Below are 13,268 nucleotides of genomic sequence, written 5' to 3' on the forward strand. Positions count from 1 at the left end.
CATGGGCGGCGTTGTGGTGCGGACATTGGAGCCGGCCGAGGTGACGAACCTTGTCGGCTGGGCGGCCGGCGAAGGCTGGAATCCGGGTCTCGGGGATGCCGAGGCCTTCCGCGCCGCAGATCCGGACGGTTTCATAGGCTGCTTCGTCAACGGCGAACTGGCCGCGGGTATCGCCGCCATCGCCTACGACACGAGCTTCGGCTTCATCGGCCTCTATATCTGTCGACCCATGTTCCGCGGCCAAGGTTTCGGCCGGCGGGTCTGGGATGCCGGCATGAGCTATCTCGGCGATCGCGTCATCGGTCTCGACGGTGTGCCGGAGCAGCAGGGGAACTACGCCAGCATGGGCTTTGCTCCGCTCTACGAGACCGTGCGCTGGTCGGGCGTGGCACCTAAGAGTATGGCCACGCCGCAGAGCGTCCGGTTGGCGACCGATGACGACCTTGCCGCCCTCGCCCAGCTCGACCGGCGCCATTTTCCGGCGGACAGGACGGGGTTCCTGAAGACATGGCTTGCGGCCCCACGCTCGGCTTTCGTCCGCGAGGCGCATGGCCAGATCACCGGCTTCGCCGTGGTTCGCGATTGTGGAGACGGCGCCAAGATAGGCCCGCTGTTCGCGACCGACGAGGATACGGCGGAGGACCTGTTCGCCGCCTGCCTCGCCAGTCGGCCCGACAGCCTGCTCGCGATCGACGTCCCCCAGCATCAGGTCGGATTCGCGGAAACGCTGGAACACGCGGGCTTTGCGCCCGGCTTCACCACCGCGCGGATGTATCGAGGCAAGGCGCCGGTTGTTGCGCTTGCCGGCGTCTACGGAGTGACGACGCTCGAACTGGGCTGATCGTCGAAACTCTCCAGCATCACATCCGCCTTGCTGCTTTCCTCGATCACCAGCCGCCCGTTCGGCAGGTCATTGCCGTTCAGCTTCCAGTCGATACCGTCGGCATCCATGTTGTAGCCTTGCCAGCGGGCGGTCAGTCGGCGTGTGAGTTCGTCCATCGACGGGGCGACGAAAATCGTGAAGTCGAAGAGTGGTGCAAGTTGCCGCCAGGGGTCTCGGTCGAGCAGCAGGTAGTTACCCTCCACCAGGATGATCCGGTCTCCGGGTGTAATTTCCCGCGCGGCGTTGATGGTGATCTCGCGGTCGCGGTCGAAGACCGGTACGAGCACCTCGCCCCCTGCCCTGACCGCCTTGACGATGTCGACGAAGCCGCGCACGTCGAAGGTCTCAGGCGCACCCTTGCGGGGCAGCAGCCCGCGCGCTTCGAGAATGGCGTTGTCCATATGGAAACCGTCCATCGGCAGCACAACGGCGGCCTCGCCACGGGCGACCAGGATGTCCCGCAGCCGCTCGGCGAGCGTCGACTTGCCGGCTCCCGGCGGACCGGCGATGGCGACGAGAAAACGCCGGGCGGAGCCCGCCCGGCTGATGATGTCATCGGCGATGGCGTCAGGCGTGGGCGTCACGCAGCGATACCCTCGTCAGGCGCCGGGCGGGCGCCGGTCATAAAGGCGACCGCGTCGGACATGGTGTAGTCCTTCGGATTGATCACGCAGAGGCGTTTGCCGAGCCGGTGGACATGGATGCGGTCCGCCACCTCGAACACGTGCGGCATGTTATGCGAGATCAGCACGATCGGCAGGCCACGGGCGCGCACGTCGAGGATCAGTTCGAGGACCTTGCGGCTTTCCTTGACCCCAAGCGCAGCTGTCGGTTCATCGAGGATCACCACCTTCGAGCCGAACGCAGCGGCGCGGGCGACGGCAACGCCTTGGCGCTGGCCGCCGGACAGGGTTTCCACTGCCTGGTTGATGTTCTGGATCGTCATCAGCCCCAGTTCCGACAGTTTGTCGCGGGCGAACTTTTCCATCGCCGGACGGTCGAGGCTGCGGAAAACCTTGCCCATTACGCCCGGCTTGCGGAGTTCGCGGCCGAGGAACATGTTGTCGGCGATCGACAGCGCCGGCGACAGCGCGAGGTTCTGGTAGACGGTCTCGATCCCGGCCTTGCGGGCCTCGATCGGCGAGCGGAAATGCACAGGCCGCCCCTCCAGGCGGATCTCGCCTTCGTCGGGTGTCACGGCACCGGAAATCGCCTTGATCAGCGAGGACTTTCCGGCGCCGTTGTCGCCGATGACGGCGAGGATTTCGCCCGGGTAGAGGTCGAAATCGGCTTGGTCGAGGGCGGTCACGCGGCCGTAGCGCTTGATCAGACCGCGAGCGGTGAGAATGGGTTCCCTGGTCATCAGCCTGCTACCTTTCTGATCCACTGGTCGATTGCCACGGCGCCGATGATGAGCACGCCGATCAAGAGGTATGTCCACTGCGGGTCGGTGCCGATGAGGCGCAGGCCGAGGGAGAAGACACCGACGATCAGCGCCCCGAAGAGCATGCCGAGGATCGAGCCGCGCCCGCCGAAGAGCGAGAGACCGCCGATCACGACGGCCGTGATGCTTTCGATGTTGGCAAACTGGCCGGCGGTCGGCGAGACCGAACCGATACGGCCGATCAGGGCCCAGCCGGCCAGCGCGCAGATGAGGCCGGACAGCGTATAGACGGAGACCAGCATGCGCTTGACGTTGACGCCCGCCAGTTCCGCCGCATCCGGATCGTCACCGACCGCATAGAGGTGCCTGCCCCAAGCCGTCCTGTTCAAGACATACCAGAGCAGGGCGACGAGCAGCACCATGGCAATGACGCCATAGGTGAAGACCGCTCCGCCCATGCGTATGTTGTTGCCGAAGAATTGCAGGATGGGCGCGTTGGCCTCGATATCCTGGGCGCGAATGGTCTCATTGGCCGAATAGAGGAAGTTGGACGCCAGCACGATCTGCCACATGCCGAGCGTGACGATGAAGGGCGGAAGGCGCATCCAGGCGATCAGCGCGCCGTTGATCCAGCCGCAAAAGCCACCGACGATGAAGCCGCACAGGACGGCGATTTCAGGTGGAAGACCGTAGCGGAAAGCGAACTGCCCCATGACGACGGAGGACAGCACCATGATCGCGCCGACAGAAAGATCGATACCTGCGGTCAGGATGACAAGGCTCTGGGCCGCGCCGACGATGCCGACGATCGCCACCTGCTGGAGGATCAGCGTCAGCGTGAAGGCGGAGAAGAACTTGCCGCCGAGGATCGCGCCGAAGGCGACCAGGGACAGGATGAGCACGATCAGCGGCACCGCCGCCGGGCTTGAATGAAGGAAATGCTGGAAGCGCTCTATGACCGACTTGTTCCGTTCGAAGGAGGCGACCTGGTTGGAGCTTCCGCCCAGCACCTTCTCGAACTCCTGGCTCGGCCCCGCGGCTTTCACCTCTTGCTGCATGTTTCGTCCTCCCTGATGCATCCGTCCCGTGCAAATAAAAAGCGACCGATCTCCCGTCCGCCCAGGCGATCGGTCGCTGCCCGTTGCGGCGCGGAAAGGACCAACCAACCGCGCCACTCATAGTCTTTCACGGGCTAAGTCAGATCAACCCCAGCACTTGTCCATGCCTTCCTTGGTGTCGATGGATTCGACGCCGGCCGCGGGCTTGTCGGTGACAAGGGCAACGCCAGTGTCGAAGAAGTCCTTGCCTTCGGTGGCCGCAGGCTTCTCGCCGGTGTCGGCGAACTTCTTGATCGCCTCAATGCCGAGCGATGCCATCAGCAGCGGGTATTGCTGCGAGGTCGCGCCGATCACACCCTCGGCAACGTTCTTGACGCCCGGGCAACCGCCATCGACCGAGACGATCAGCACGTCGCCTTCCTTGCCGACGGCCTTCAGCGCTTCATAGGCGCCGGCGGCAGCCGGTTCGTTGATGGTGTGGACGACGTTGACCGACGGATCCTTCTGCAGAAGGTTTTCCATGGCGGTGCGGCCGCCTTCCTCGTTACCGTTGGTGACGTCATGGCCGACGATGCGCGGGTCATCTTCGTCGCCGATCTTGCTGATGTCCTTCACGTCGATGCCGAAGCCCTTCATGAAGCCCTGGTTGCGCAGAACGTCGACCGACGGTTGCGACGGGGTCAGGTTCAGGAAGGCGATCCGGGCATCCTTCGCGGCGTCGCCGAGGGTTGCGGCGGCCCACTTGCCGATCAGTTCGCCGGCGAGCAGGTTGTCGGTGGCGAAAGTCATGTCAGCGGCATCGACAGGCTCGAGCGGCGTGTCGAGAGCAATGACGAGGATCCCGGCGTCACGGGCCTTCTGCACCGCTGGTACGATGCCCTTGGTGTCGGATGCGGTGAGCAGGATACCCTTGGCGCCATCGGCGATGCAGGTTTCGATTGCCGCAACCTGGCTTTCGGAATCGCCGTCAATCTTGCCGGCATAGGACTTCAGCGTCACGCCGATCTCGGCGGCCTTGGCGGTCGCGCCTTCCTTCATCTTGACGAAGAAGGGGTTGGTGTCGGTCTTGGTGATGAGGCAGGCCGAAACGTCGGCGGCGCTTGCCGGAGCGGCAAAGACGCAACCGAGCGCAAGCGCTGCCATGGATGCTGCGAACAGGGACTTCTTCATGATTTTCCTCCCGAAATGGCGTTAGAGATCCGCACCCGCGGACCCTTCACGTGGCTTTGTGGCGCCTCCACGCCGGCCGACGAGCTTCCCGGCTCGCCTCTCCTCCACGGCCCAGAATGAACATCAGAGTTTTCTGATTGTCAATAAATAAATCCAGTTGAATTATTAATTCGCTGTGACATTCTACGGCCGATCCGCTAACAAGGGCCGGGCGGATCGAGGGAGGATGCGGCCATGACATTCTCGGACAACATCCCCGGCGCGGGCGATGCTTCGACGCTGGTCACCACGACCGGCGGCGGTGCGAACCAGGTGCGCGTGCGGGCCTACAACGAGCGGCTCGTGCTGTCGCTCGTCCGACGCAATGCGGGCGTTTCCAAAGCCGAGATCGCCCGACTTACCGGACTGTCGGCACAGACGGTCTCCGTCATCATGCGGTCGTTGGAAAAGGACGGCCTCCTAATGCGGGGCGAGCCGACGCGTGGACGCGTCGGGCAGCCTTCGGTGCCGATGCGCCTCAATCCGGATGCCGTCTACTCCTTCGGCTTGAAGATGGGCCGCCGCAGCGCAGATCTGGTGCTGATGGATTTCGTCGGCGAGATCCGTCTCAACCGCCACTTCACCTATCCCTACCCCGATCCCAGACGCATCATCGATTTCGTGACGCGCGGCATTGCCGACCTGGAGACAAAGCTCTCGACGACGCAGCGTGCTGCGATCGCCGGCGTTGGCATATCCGCGCCATTCGAACTGTGGAACTGGGCACCCGAGGTGGGAGCGCCGGCCGGGGCAATGGATGCCTGGCGGGGCTTCGACCTTCAGGCCGAGGTCGCGGCCCGTCTCCCCTATCCCGTCTATCTCCAGAACGACGCGACCAGTGCCTGCGGGGCCGAACTCGTCTTCGGCATCGGGCCGCGCTATCCGGATTTCGTCTATTTCTACGTCGGTTCCTTCATCGGCGGCGGCATCGTGCTCAATTCGGCGCTGTTCGTCGGCCGCACCGGCACAGCCGGCGCGATCGGCCCGCTGCCGGTGCGCAACAAACACGGCGAGACCCGGCAGCTGCTCGAAATCGCGTCGATCTTCGTGCTGGAACGGCTGCTGCGGGACAGGGGCATCGACCCGCAGCCGCTCTGGTATGCGGCTGACCAGTGGATCGACTTCGGCGAGCCTTTGGAAATCTGGATTCGCGACAGTGCCGCCGCGCTTGCCCAGGCGATCGTCGCCGCATCATCGATCATCGACTTTTCCGCCGCCGTGATCGACGGCGGGTTTCCCGGTTGGGTGCGCGAACGGCTGGTGCGGGCGACCGTGGAGGAGCTGAACAAGCTCGACCTGCAGGGCATCGTCGTGCCCGACATCGTCGAGGGACAGGTTGGCGCCCAGGCGCGCGCGATCGGCGGCGCCAGCCTGCCGATCTTCAACCGCTACCACATAGACCAGACCGTGCTTTTCAAGGAGATCGAGAATGCTGAAGGGGCTTGACCCGCTGCTCGGACCGGAACTTTTGGCCACATTACGGGCCATGGGACACGGCGACGAAATCGCCGTCGTCGACGGGAACTATCCGGCACTGGAACATGGCCGGCGGTTGATCCGGGCCGATGGCCATGGAATCGTGCGGGTTCTCGACGCGATCCTCAGCGTGCTGCCGGTCGACGATTTCGTCGATCAGGCGCTTTTCCGGTCGACGGTCGGGCCGGATGCCGAGCGCCTTGATCCCATTCACCATGAGATGATCGAGGTATGCGAACGCCATGCGCCCGGCCGGTCGATCACCCCGCTCGTCGGCGCCGCCTTCTATGACCGGGTCAAGGCTGCCCACACGGTGGTGCACACCAGCGAGCCGGCGCTCTATGCCAACATGATTTTGCGGAAGGGCGTGATTTATCCGGCAGCCTGAGCCAAAGTCGCGACGGCCGCCGGAGCGATGACCCGCAATTCTCCGGGATGCTGACGGATCTCCACATATTCAGGCATGCGCAGCAGTTCGCCATCCAGAACGCAGAGAGCTCCCTTCCGGTATTTCGGAAAGTGCAGCCGCACCGTCCGCGCCGTGCCATGATCGACCGCTTCATTGTCCTTCAGCCGTCCCCGCAGGATATCGAAGGCGAGCTTTGCGACACCTGCAGACGGAACGGGCGCGGCGAAATAGACGCCGAGCTTGCCGCCTGCGGGATCGTCCTGCACGAGAAGAGCGTTCGCCCCGAACGGATTGTTCGATACCGAGATTGCCGATACATCGCGATTTTCCGGCTTTCCGTCACCGTCAAGGTCGAATGCAACCTCGAACCGCGGCGGGTCGAGAATAACACCGAGAATCGCCTGCGAGCTCGCCCGCATCTTGCCGAGCCGGCTGGCGAATTCCATCTGGTTGCGCATACGGACCATGCGGGCGTGCATGCCGGCCGAAAACTGGTGGACGAAAGGGCGGCCATTAGCTGTCGCAATATCGACCGATCGGACAGGGCTGGTCGCCAGCGCTTCGACCGCCTGGTGGATATCCAATGGCATCTTCAGCGCGCGTGCGAAGAGGTTCATCGTTCCCGCCGGAATAACGCCAAGCGGAAGGCCCGCACGCCAAGCCAGCCCCGCAGCAGCAGAAATCGTTCCGTCTCCACCGCCGGCGATGACGCCGTCGAGGCCGGAATCGGCGCATGCCTCCTCGAGGGCGCCGACAACCTCGGAGCCGGCCACGATCCGGCACTCAAGCTCCTTGTCCGCACGGGCAAACGCCTCCGTTGTCCGGGCGCAGAAATCGGCCATGTCGGTGGTGCGGAATGTGCCACCGTCACGGTTCAGCACTGCTCTCAGCTTCATGATGCCTCGTTCGATCTTCATTTCGGTGACCGGTCACAGCGCGACACAAACGCGTGGCGTCCGCCGTTGTTTCACCGCGTCTTCCACAAATCGGGAGAGGGTGGGGCCATTTCAAGCTTTTGCTTTGCGGCGACGCACAAAAGGATGATAAATGCTAAGTATTCTTCCGAACCGATTTGGCGGCGCCATCAACCAGCGCTGACCTGCTCTTTCCAGGACGTCACATGACCGACATGACCGCGCTTTCCCCGTCCGCAGCCGAGCCGGCGCGTCCTGACACGGCGATCTCGCCCTCGCTCGCAATCCTGATCGAAGTCGCACTCGCGGTCGGCGGCTTCGGCATCGGTACCGGGGAGTTCGCAATCATGGGCCTGCTGCCGGAGGTCGCGACGGCCTATGATGTCAGCGTTCCAGAAGCCGGTCGCGTCATCAGCGCCTATGCGCTGGGCGTCGTGGTGGGGGCGCCTGTCATCGCCGCGCTCGCCGCCAAGCTGCCGCGCAAGACCCTCCTGCTGATGCTGATGGGGCTTTTCGCTCTCGGAAACGCGCTCTCGGCAATCGCGCCCGATTTCCTTAGCTTCACGGCATTGCGGTTCATCACCGGGCTGCCGCATGGCGCCTATTTCGGTGTCGCCGCGCTGGTGGCGGCGTCCATGGTTCCGCCGCATCGCCGGGCGCGCGCAGTGGGTCGCGTGATGCTTGGCCTGACCATCGCCACGCTCATCGGAACGCCGATCGCGACCTTCCTGGGGCAGATGCTCAGCTGGCGCTCCGCCTTCCTCCTGGTTGGCGGCGTCGGTGCGCTGACGGTGGTGCTCATCGCCTTGTTCTTGCCGAGAGACGAGGTCGCCGCCGGCGCCAGCATCCGCCGGGAACTGGGCGCCTTCGGCCGGCTGCAGGTCTGGCTGACGCTTGCCGTCGCCGCGACGGGATTCGGCGGCATGTTCGCGATCTTCAGCTACATCGCCAAGACGACGACGGATACGGCCGGTCTGCCCGCCACGACGGTGGCGCTCGTCCTGGCGCTCTTCGGCATCGGCATGAATGTCGGAAACGTGCTTGGGAGCCGGCTGGCGGACTGGTCGCTGAAGGGCACGATCGGCGGAATGCTCGCCTTCAACATCGGCATGATGTCGGTCTTCTCGCTGACGGCGCACAACCCGGTGATGCTGTTCGTCTGCGTCTTCCTGACCGGCTTCGGCTTTGCCGCCTGCCCGGCCGTGCAAATACGGATCATGGACGTCGCGGCAGATGCGCAGACACTCGCCGCCGCCTCCAACCATTCGGCCTTCAATATCGCCAATGCGCTCGGCGCCTGGCTCGGGGGGCTCGCGATCGCCTGGGGCTATGGGTATGCCTCGACCGGATTTGTCGGCGCAGGCTTCTCGGCCGTCGGCCTCATCATCTTCCTGATCTCGATCGCAACGGAGAAGCGGGCCTCAGGCAGCCGCTGAGCGCTCGGCCGAAATCGGCAGCTCCAGCATCGAGGACGGATCGTCCGGCAAGCTCACATACTTCCGTCCGTCCTCGCAGATGACGTGGGTGTTTCCCCATTTCGCCAGCACCATGATCACATCTTCCAGGCTGCGCCCGATGCGGGTGAGGCTGTATTCGACCTTGGGCGGCACGACCGGGTAGACCTTACGCTCGACCAGGCCGTTGTCCTCCAGTTCGCGCAACTGCTTGGTCAGCATCCGCTGCGTGATGCTCGGGAGGCTCCGTTGCAGCTCCGAGAAGCGCAGCGTACCGCTCTTAAACAGATGGAACAGGATCACGCCCTTCCACTTGCCATCGAGCAGGCTCAGCGTCGATTCGACGGGGCAGCCTGGAAAATTGCTGCTCAGCTTCGCGCGAGGGCGTGACATTTCACGGTATCCTTTTTGATACTACCAACAGAAATTGTCGGTATATTCAAAAAATGTGCATTCTTGTGTAATGCGATTATATGCATCAACAGGATCGGGTGCAAACAACCAAGGAGCTTTCCATGCGCGCTGTCGGATACAAGACGCCCGGCCCCATCACGTCACCCGAGTCACTCGTCGACATAACCCTGCCTGACCCGGTCGCATCCGGCCACGACCTGCTGGTCGAGGTGAAGGCCGTGTCCGTCAACCCGGTCGACACAAAGGTCCGCTCCGGCGCGGCCCCGGTCGACGGCGAATACCGCATTCTCGGCTTCGACGCCGCCGGCGTCGTGAAGGCGGTGGGTGAGAATGTGAGCCTCTTCAAGCCCGGCGACGAGGTCTACTATGCCGGCTCCATCGCACGCCCCGGCACCAACAGCGAACTGCACCTCGTCGATGAGCGGATTGCCGGCTTCAAACCGAAGAGCCTCGGCTTCGCCGAAGCTGCCGCCCTGCCGCTGACGACGATTACCGCCTACGAGGCGCTGTTCGACCGGCTGAGGGTCGAGGACAAGGTACCGGGGGCCAATCATGCGATTCTAATCACGGGCGGCGCCGGCGGTGTCGGCTCGATCACGATCCAGCTCGCCCGACAACTGACCGACTTGACGATCATCGCGACGGCGTCGCGACCAGAGACCGCCGAGTGGGTCAAGGCCTTGGGCGCTCATCATGTCATCGACCACTCGAAGCCGCTGGCGGCCGAATATGCCGCTCCCGGCATCGGCGCGCCCGCCTTTATCTACGCGCTGACGCAGAGCGAGCAGCATGCGGATGCCTTCGCGGAGATCATCGCACCGCAGGGCCGGATCGCGATCATCGACGATCCGAAGGGTGGCTTCGATATCATGCGCTTCAAGCGCAAGGCCGTGTCGGTGCACTGGGAGTTCATGTTCACCCGCGCCGTCTTCCAGACGCCTGATATGATCGAGCAGCACCGGCTTCTCAACAAGGTCGCCGATATGATCGACGCCGGTACAGTCCGCACGACGCTCGCCGACACCTTCGGCACGATCACCGCCGAGAACCTCAAGAAGGCCCACGCGGCCGTCGAGTCCGGCCGCACCCGTGGCAAGATCGTTTTGGAAGGCTTCTGATCGCGCCTAGACCTTGGCCGGCGGCAGCTTCAGGTCCGCCGGTCAACACCAACAATTGCGCCCTTTATGTTATCGATGATATCCTCCAGCCAGTCTGTTGGATGATGGTCATGAACGTATCGATCGGCGAACGCTGGGAAAAATTCATCGAAAACACCGTCGGAACCGGGCGCTACAGCTCAGCGAGCGAAGTCGTGCGCGAAGGCTTGCGCCTGTTGGAGGAGCGGGAGGCAAGGCTCCTGGCGCTCAGAAGCCACCTGAACAACGCCATCGAAACCGGTGGCTCGATCGACGACGAAGACCTTGCGTCCGCTCTCGATGTCAGGGCCGCCGAGCTTGGGCAAAAGGCTCGTTGAAATGCGGCGATTGCGCTACCTCGAGAGCGCTAAGGCCGACCTGCTGAACATCATGACCTACATTGCCAGCCAGAGCGGCGATGTGGCTCTGGCCCGCAGCTTCGTAGACAGACTGCGCGCGCAGTGCAGGAACCTTGCCAGTTTGCCCGGAGAACTTGGCCGTCCTCGACCCGAACTTCGCACCGATGTCAGAAGCTTCGCTCATCGCGGTTATGTGATCTTTTTTCGCTACGTCGACGATGTGCTGGAGGTTGTCGCCGTGTTGGAAGGGCATCGCGATATCGATAATCACTTCGGCGAGGACGGATAATCTACCCCCTCGGCGGCGGCAGCTTCAGCGGGCCGCCGGTCTTCACCGAGCGGATGGCGAAGTTCGAGCGGATATCTGTCACCTGGGGCAGGACGAGCAGGCGCTCGGTCAGCAGGCGTTCGTAGGCGGCGAGGTTTTCGACCACGACTTCCGCCAGGAAATCGAGATCGCCGGAAATCATGTAACAGGAGACGATCTCCGGGATTTCCATCAGCGCCTGCTGAAACTCCTGTGCGTTCTCCCGGCTGTGGCGGATCACCTTGAAGGCGACGAAAACGGTAAGCTCGAGCCCTACCGCCTGACGATCCAGGTCGGCGCGGTATCCCCTGATCACACCGCGCTCCTCCAATGCCCGTATGCGCCTGAGACATGGGGACTGGGAGAGGTTCACCTTTTCGGCGATCTCGACATTGGTCGCCCGCGCATTGTCCTGCAGAGCATCTATTATCGCGACATCGAATTCATCGAGTTTTGGCAATAGCCCCACCTTTAAGCCGCATCAGCGCAATATTCTGCCAACCAGATAAGATTATGCGGCAGAAATGGCAAGGACATGTCAGTGCAGCACCGGGTATTATCAAAGCGCTTCCGGAGACCCGACCATGACCGCAGCCACCCCCGCCGCTTCCCCTTCCCTGTCCGCCGGCCTTGGCGCCATTTCCGCACTCTCGGTGGTGCTCATCTGGGCCGCGTGGCTGGTCTCGACGCGTCACAGCGTCGGAACCTCCCTGACCGCACTTGACCTCAGCCTCTTGCGCTATGGCATTCCCGCAATCGTGCTGACGCCTGTTCTCATGCGGACAGGCATCTGGCCGAAGCGGGTCAAGAAGTTGCCACTCGTGTTGATGGTTCTTGGATCGGGTGCGCTCTTCTTCCAGATCGTCGGCTTCGGCATGCAATCAACACCGGCATCGGCGGCGGGCGTCCTGCTTCCCGGCACGATGCCGCTCGCCGCGGCCCTCATCGGCATTCTGGTTCTTGGAGAAAGACCGGATCCGTTGCGCCGTCTCGGCATTCTCGCGATCCTCGCCGGCGGGCTGCTGTTGTTGTTCGGTGGCTCCGCCGATGCCGGGTTGACGTGGAAAAGCTTCGTGATCCTGCCGATCGGCGCGACGCTGTGGGCGGTCTACACCCACGCCTTCCGCCATTCCGGGCTGACGGCGTTCGAGGGCGGCGCGCTGATCTGCTTCTGGTCGACGGTCATCAACCTCCTGCTTCTGCCGTTCCTCGGCACGCACCTGCACGAGGCACCGATGGCCGAAATCGGATTGCAGGTGGTGACGCAGGGCTTGCTGTCGGGTCTCGCCGCGACCGTGCTCTATGGAGCCGCCGTGCGGTCGCTTGGAGGCACGCAGGCCGCCGCCTATACCGCCGTGACGCCGGCCGCCGCCGCCTTTGGGGGCGCGTTCTTTCTCGGAGAGCCACTCGGCTGGGCGACGATCACGGCCGCGATGATCACCGGGGTCGGTGTGCTTCTGTCGACCGGGATTCTATCGCGGCGAACTTAGATACATACTGCATGAATGTAAAATCCCGCCGGTGGCTTCACTCCGACGGGGTTTTCCAAACTGTCAGCGCCGGCCGACCTCAGGCCTGGAGGACGACGACCTTGCCGCCGACCTTGGCGCGCTGGTAGAGGTCGATAACATCCTGGTTCATCATGCGCACGCAGCCGGACGACATGGCCTGACCGATCGACCAGGGCTGGTTGGTGCCGTGGATGCGGAACATGGTGTCGTTGCCGCCGCGATAGAGGTAAAGCGCGCGGGCACCGAGCGGGTTGTTCGGGCCGCCGGGCACGCCGCCGGCATATTTCATGTTCTTTTCCGGATTGGTGCGCAGCATGTTCGGCGACGGCGTCCAGCTCGGCCATTCCGCCTTGCGGCCGATATAAGCGGTGCCGGCCAGCGCATAGCCGTTGCGGCCGACGCCGATGCCGTAGCGCATGGCGCGTCCACCGCCGAGCACGTAGTAGAGCCGCCGCGCCGGCGTATCGACGACAATCGTCCCGGCGTCGTGCGAGGTGGTGTAGGCGACTTCCTGCCGGCGCAGGTCCTTGTCGAACTTGTCGAGCGGGATCTTGGCGATCTTGTAGCCATTGTCCTCAACCTGACCGTAATTGGCGTGATCGCTGTTGGTCTGGCAGCCGGCAAGAAACAGCGGCAGGCCAATCAGGAGGCCACGGCGGGAAATCGTCATCGGATGATCCTTGGTAATGCGTCGGAGTTGACGCAAACTAAGGATTTTATGGTTAATGAACTGCTAATGCAGGTCGCAATGCGT

At 63.4% G+C, this 13,268-nt stretch carries 16 protein-coding genes; 8 read left to right on the forward strand and 8 right to left on the reverse strand.

The window, feature by feature from the left end:
- Position 1: 1 nt before the first annotated feature.
- On the forward strand, positions 2 to 841 hold the full coding sequence (locus J5J10_RS11390; RefSeq protein ID WP_211929953.1) for a GNAT family N-acetyltransferase: 840 nt from the start codon (positions 2 to 4) through the stop codon (positions 839 to 841).
- Here J5J10_RS11390 and J5J10_RS11395 read toward each other — a convergent pair.
- The 4 genes from J5J10_RS11395 to J5J10_RS11410 all read right to left on the reverse strand — a co-directional run bounded on the left by J5J10_RS11395 (position 811) and on the right by J5J10_RS11410 (position 4,495).
- A complete protein-coding gene (locus J5J10_RS11395) occupies positions 811 to 1,467 on the reverse strand; it encodes a nucleoside triphosphate hydrolase (RefSeq protein ID WP_211929954.1) in 657 nt (218 codons plus the stop codon). The two genes, J5J10_RS11390 and J5J10_RS11395, sit on opposite strands and share 31 nt — an antisense overlap.
- Complete coding sequence (locus J5J10_RS11400) at positions 1,464 to 2,246, reverse strand: ATP-binding cassette domain-containing protein (RefSeq protein WP_208549005.1); 783 nt, start codon at positions 2,244 to 2,246, stop codon at positions 1,464 to 1,466. Before J5J10_RS11400 ends, J5J10_RS11395 begins: the two co-directional genes overlap by 4 nt.
- The gene (locus J5J10_RS11405; protein ID WP_208549004.1) at positions 2,246 to 3,325 is read right to left on the reverse strand and encodes an ABC transporter permease; all 1,080 of its coding nucleotides are present in this window, start codon (positions 3,323 to 3,325) and stop codon (positions 2,246 to 2,248) included. The genes J5J10_RS11400 and J5J10_RS11405 overlap by 1 nt, the downstream gene beginning before the upstream one ends.
- 144 nt (positions 3,326 to 3,469) lie before the next feature.
- Positions 3,470 to 4,495, reverse strand: coding sequence for a sugar ABC transporter substrate-binding protein (locus J5J10_RS11410; RefSeq protein WP_208549003.1), 1,026 nt, complete (start codon positions 4,493 to 4,495; stop codon positions 3,470 to 3,472).
- 234 nt (positions 4,496 to 4,729) lie between these two features.
- Between J5J10_RS11410 and J5J10_RS11415 the strand changes: the two genes are divergently transcribed.
- Entirely contained in the window at positions 4,730 to 5,980 is a 1,251-nt protein-coding gene (locus tag J5J10_RS11415; RefSeq protein ID WP_211929955.1) for an ROK family transcriptional regulator, read from the forward strand.
- Complete coding sequence (locus tag J5J10_RS11420) at positions 5,964 to 6,398, forward strand: RbsD/FucU domain-containing protein (protein ID WP_211929956.1); 435 nt, start codon at positions 5,964 to 5,966, stop codon at positions 6,396 to 6,398. Before J5J10_RS11415 ends, J5J10_RS11420 begins: the two co-directional genes overlap by 17 nt.
- Here J5J10_RS11420 and J5J10_RS11425 read toward each other — a convergent pair.
- A complete protein-coding gene (locus J5J10_RS11425) occupies positions 6,383 to 7,315 on the reverse strand; it encodes a diacylglycerol kinase family protein (RefSeq protein WP_211929957.1) in 933 nt (310 codons plus the stop codon). The genes J5J10_RS11420 and J5J10_RS11425 overlap by 16 nt on opposite strands.
- 233 nt (positions 7,316 to 7,548) lie before the next feature.
- On the opposite strand from J5J10_RS11425, the gene J5J10_RS11430 reads away from it, so the two are divergent.
- Positions 7,549 to 8,769 (forward strand): MFS transporter, encoded by a 1,221-nt coding sequence (locus J5J10_RS11430; RefSeq protein ID WP_211931212.1) that lies wholly within the window; start codon positions 7,549 to 7,551, stop codon positions 8,767 to 8,769.
- On the opposite strand, the gene J5J10_RS11435 is transcribed toward J5J10_RS11430, so the two are convergent.
- Positions 8,755 to 9,180: a helix-turn-helix domain-containing protein gene (locus tag J5J10_RS11435; RefSeq protein ID WP_211929958.1), complete on the reverse strand. Its 426-nt coding sequence runs from the start codon at positions 9,178 to 9,180 to the stop codon at positions 8,755 to 8,757. The two genes, J5J10_RS11430 and J5J10_RS11435, sit on opposite strands and share 15 nt — an antisense overlap.
- 122 nt (positions 9,181 to 9,302) lie before the next feature.
- Between J5J10_RS11435 and J5J10_RS11440 the strand changes: the two genes are divergently transcribed.
- The 3 genes from J5J10_RS11440 to J5J10_RS11450 all read left to right on the forward strand — a co-directional run bounded on the left by J5J10_RS11440 (position 9,303) and on the right by J5J10_RS11450 (position 10,985).
- On the forward strand, positions 9,303 to 10,319 hold the full coding sequence (locus J5J10_RS11440) for a zinc-binding alcohol dehydrogenase family protein (RefSeq protein WP_211929959.1): 1,017 nt from the start codon (positions 9,303 to 9,305) through the stop codon (positions 10,317 to 10,319).
- Positions 10,320 to 10,429: 110 nt separating this feature from the next.
- Positions 10,430 to 10,675 (forward strand): type II toxin-antitoxin system ParD family antitoxin, encoded by a 246-nt coding sequence (locus tag J5J10_RS11445; RefSeq protein WP_211929960.1) that lies wholly within the window; start codon positions 10,430 to 10,432, stop codon positions 10,673 to 10,675.
- Position 10,676: 1 nt separating this feature from the next.
- Complete coding sequence (locus J5J10_RS11450; protein WP_211929961.1) at positions 10,677 to 10,985, forward strand: type II toxin-antitoxin system RelE/ParE family toxin; 309 nt, start codon at positions 10,677 to 10,679, stop codon at positions 10,983 to 10,985.
- A 1-nt stretch (position 10,986) separates the two neighbouring features.
- Here J5J10_RS11450 and J5J10_RS11455 read toward each other — a convergent pair whose 3' ends face one another.
- Positions 10,987 to 11,463 carry an Lrp/AsnC family transcriptional regulator gene (locus J5J10_RS11455; RefSeq protein WP_211929962.1) on the reverse strand — a complete coding sequence of 159 codons (477 nt, stop codon included), beginning with the start codon at positions 11,461 to 11,463 and terminating at the stop codon, positions 10,987 to 10,989.
- 124 nt (positions 11,464 to 11,587) lie between these two features.
- On the opposite strand from J5J10_RS11455, the gene J5J10_RS11460 reads away from it, so the two are divergent.
- Positions 11,588 to 12,493, forward strand: a complete 906-nt coding sequence (locus J5J10_RS11460) for a DMT family transporter (RefSeq protein ID WP_211929963.1) — start codon at positions 11,588 to 11,590, stop codon at positions 12,491 to 12,493.
- 79 nt (positions 12,494 to 12,572) lie between these two features.
- Here the strand turns inward: J5J10_RS11460 and J5J10_RS11465 are convergent, their stop codons facing one another.
- Positions 12,573 to 13,184 carry a L,D-transpeptidase gene (locus J5J10_RS11465; RefSeq protein WP_211929964.1) on the reverse strand — a complete coding sequence of 204 codons (612 nt, stop codon included), beginning with the start codon at positions 13,182 to 13,184 and terminating at the stop codon, positions 12,573 to 12,575.
- Between the last annotated feature and the right edge of the window lie 84 nt (positions 13,185 to 13,268).

This window comes from Ciceribacter sp. L1K23 (assembly GCF_018122705.1).
Lineage (GTDB): Bacteria > Pseudomonadota > Alphaproteobacteria > Rhizobiales > Rhizobiaceae > Allorhizobium.

Bases quoted from the DNA above. Each gene is read 5' to 3' on its own strand.
- J5J10_RS11390 (WP_211929953.1), top strand. From the start codon at position 2: ATGGGCGGCGTTGTGGTGCGGACATTGGAGCCGGCCGAGGTGACGAAC.
- J5J10_RS11400 (WP_208549005.1), bottom strand. From the start codon at position 2,246: ATGACCAGGGAACCCATTCTCACCGCTCGCGGTCTGATCAAGCGCTAC.
- J5J10_RS11405 (WP_208549004.1), bottom strand. From the start codon at position 3,325: ATGCAGCAAGAGGTGAAAGCCGCGGGGCCGAGCCAGGAGTTCGAGAAG.
- J5J10_RS11410 (WP_208549003.1), bottom strand. From the start codon at position 4,495: ATGAAGAAGTCCCTGTTCGCAGCATCCATGGCAGCGCTTGCGCTCGGT.
- J5J10_RS11415 (WP_211929955.1), top strand. From the start codon at position 4,730: ATGACATTCTCGGACAACATCCCCGGCGCGGGCGATGCTTCGACGCTG.
- J5J10_RS11420 (WP_211929956.1), top strand. From the start codon at position 5,964: ATGCTGAAGGGGCTTGACCCGCTGCTCGGACCGGAACTTTTGGCCACA.
- J5J10_RS11425 (WP_211929957.1), bottom strand. From the start codon at position 7,315: ATGAAGCTGAGAGCAGTGCTGAACCGTGACGGTGGCACATTCCGCACC.
- J5J10_RS11430 (WP_211931212.1), top strand. From the start codon at position 7,549: ATGACCGCGCTTTCCCCGTCCGCAGCCGAGCCGGCGCGTCCTGACACG.
- J5J10_RS11435 (WP_211929958.1), bottom strand. From the start codon at position 9,180: ATGTCACGCCCTCGCGCGAAGCTGAGCAGCAATTTTCCAGGCTGCCCC.
- J5J10_RS11440 (WP_211929959.1), top strand. From the start codon at position 9,303: ATGCGCGCTGTCGGATACAAGACGCCCGGCCCCATCACGTCACCCGAG.
- J5J10_RS11445 (WP_211929960.1), top strand. From the start codon at position 10,430: ATGAACGTATCGATCGGCGAACGCTGGGAAAAATTCATCGAAAACACC.
- J5J10_RS11450 (WP_211929961.1), top strand. From the start codon at position 10,677: ATGCGGCGATTGCGCTACCTCGAGAGCGCTAAGGCCGACCTGCTGAAC.
- J5J10_RS11460 (WP_211929963.1), top strand. From the start codon at position 11,588: ATGACCGCAGCCACCCCCGCCGCTTCCCCTTCCCTGTCCGCCGGCCTT.
- J5J10_RS11465 (WP_211929964.1), bottom strand. From the start codon at position 13,184: ATGACGATTTCCCGCCGTGGCCTCCTGATTGGCCTGCCGCTGTTTCTT.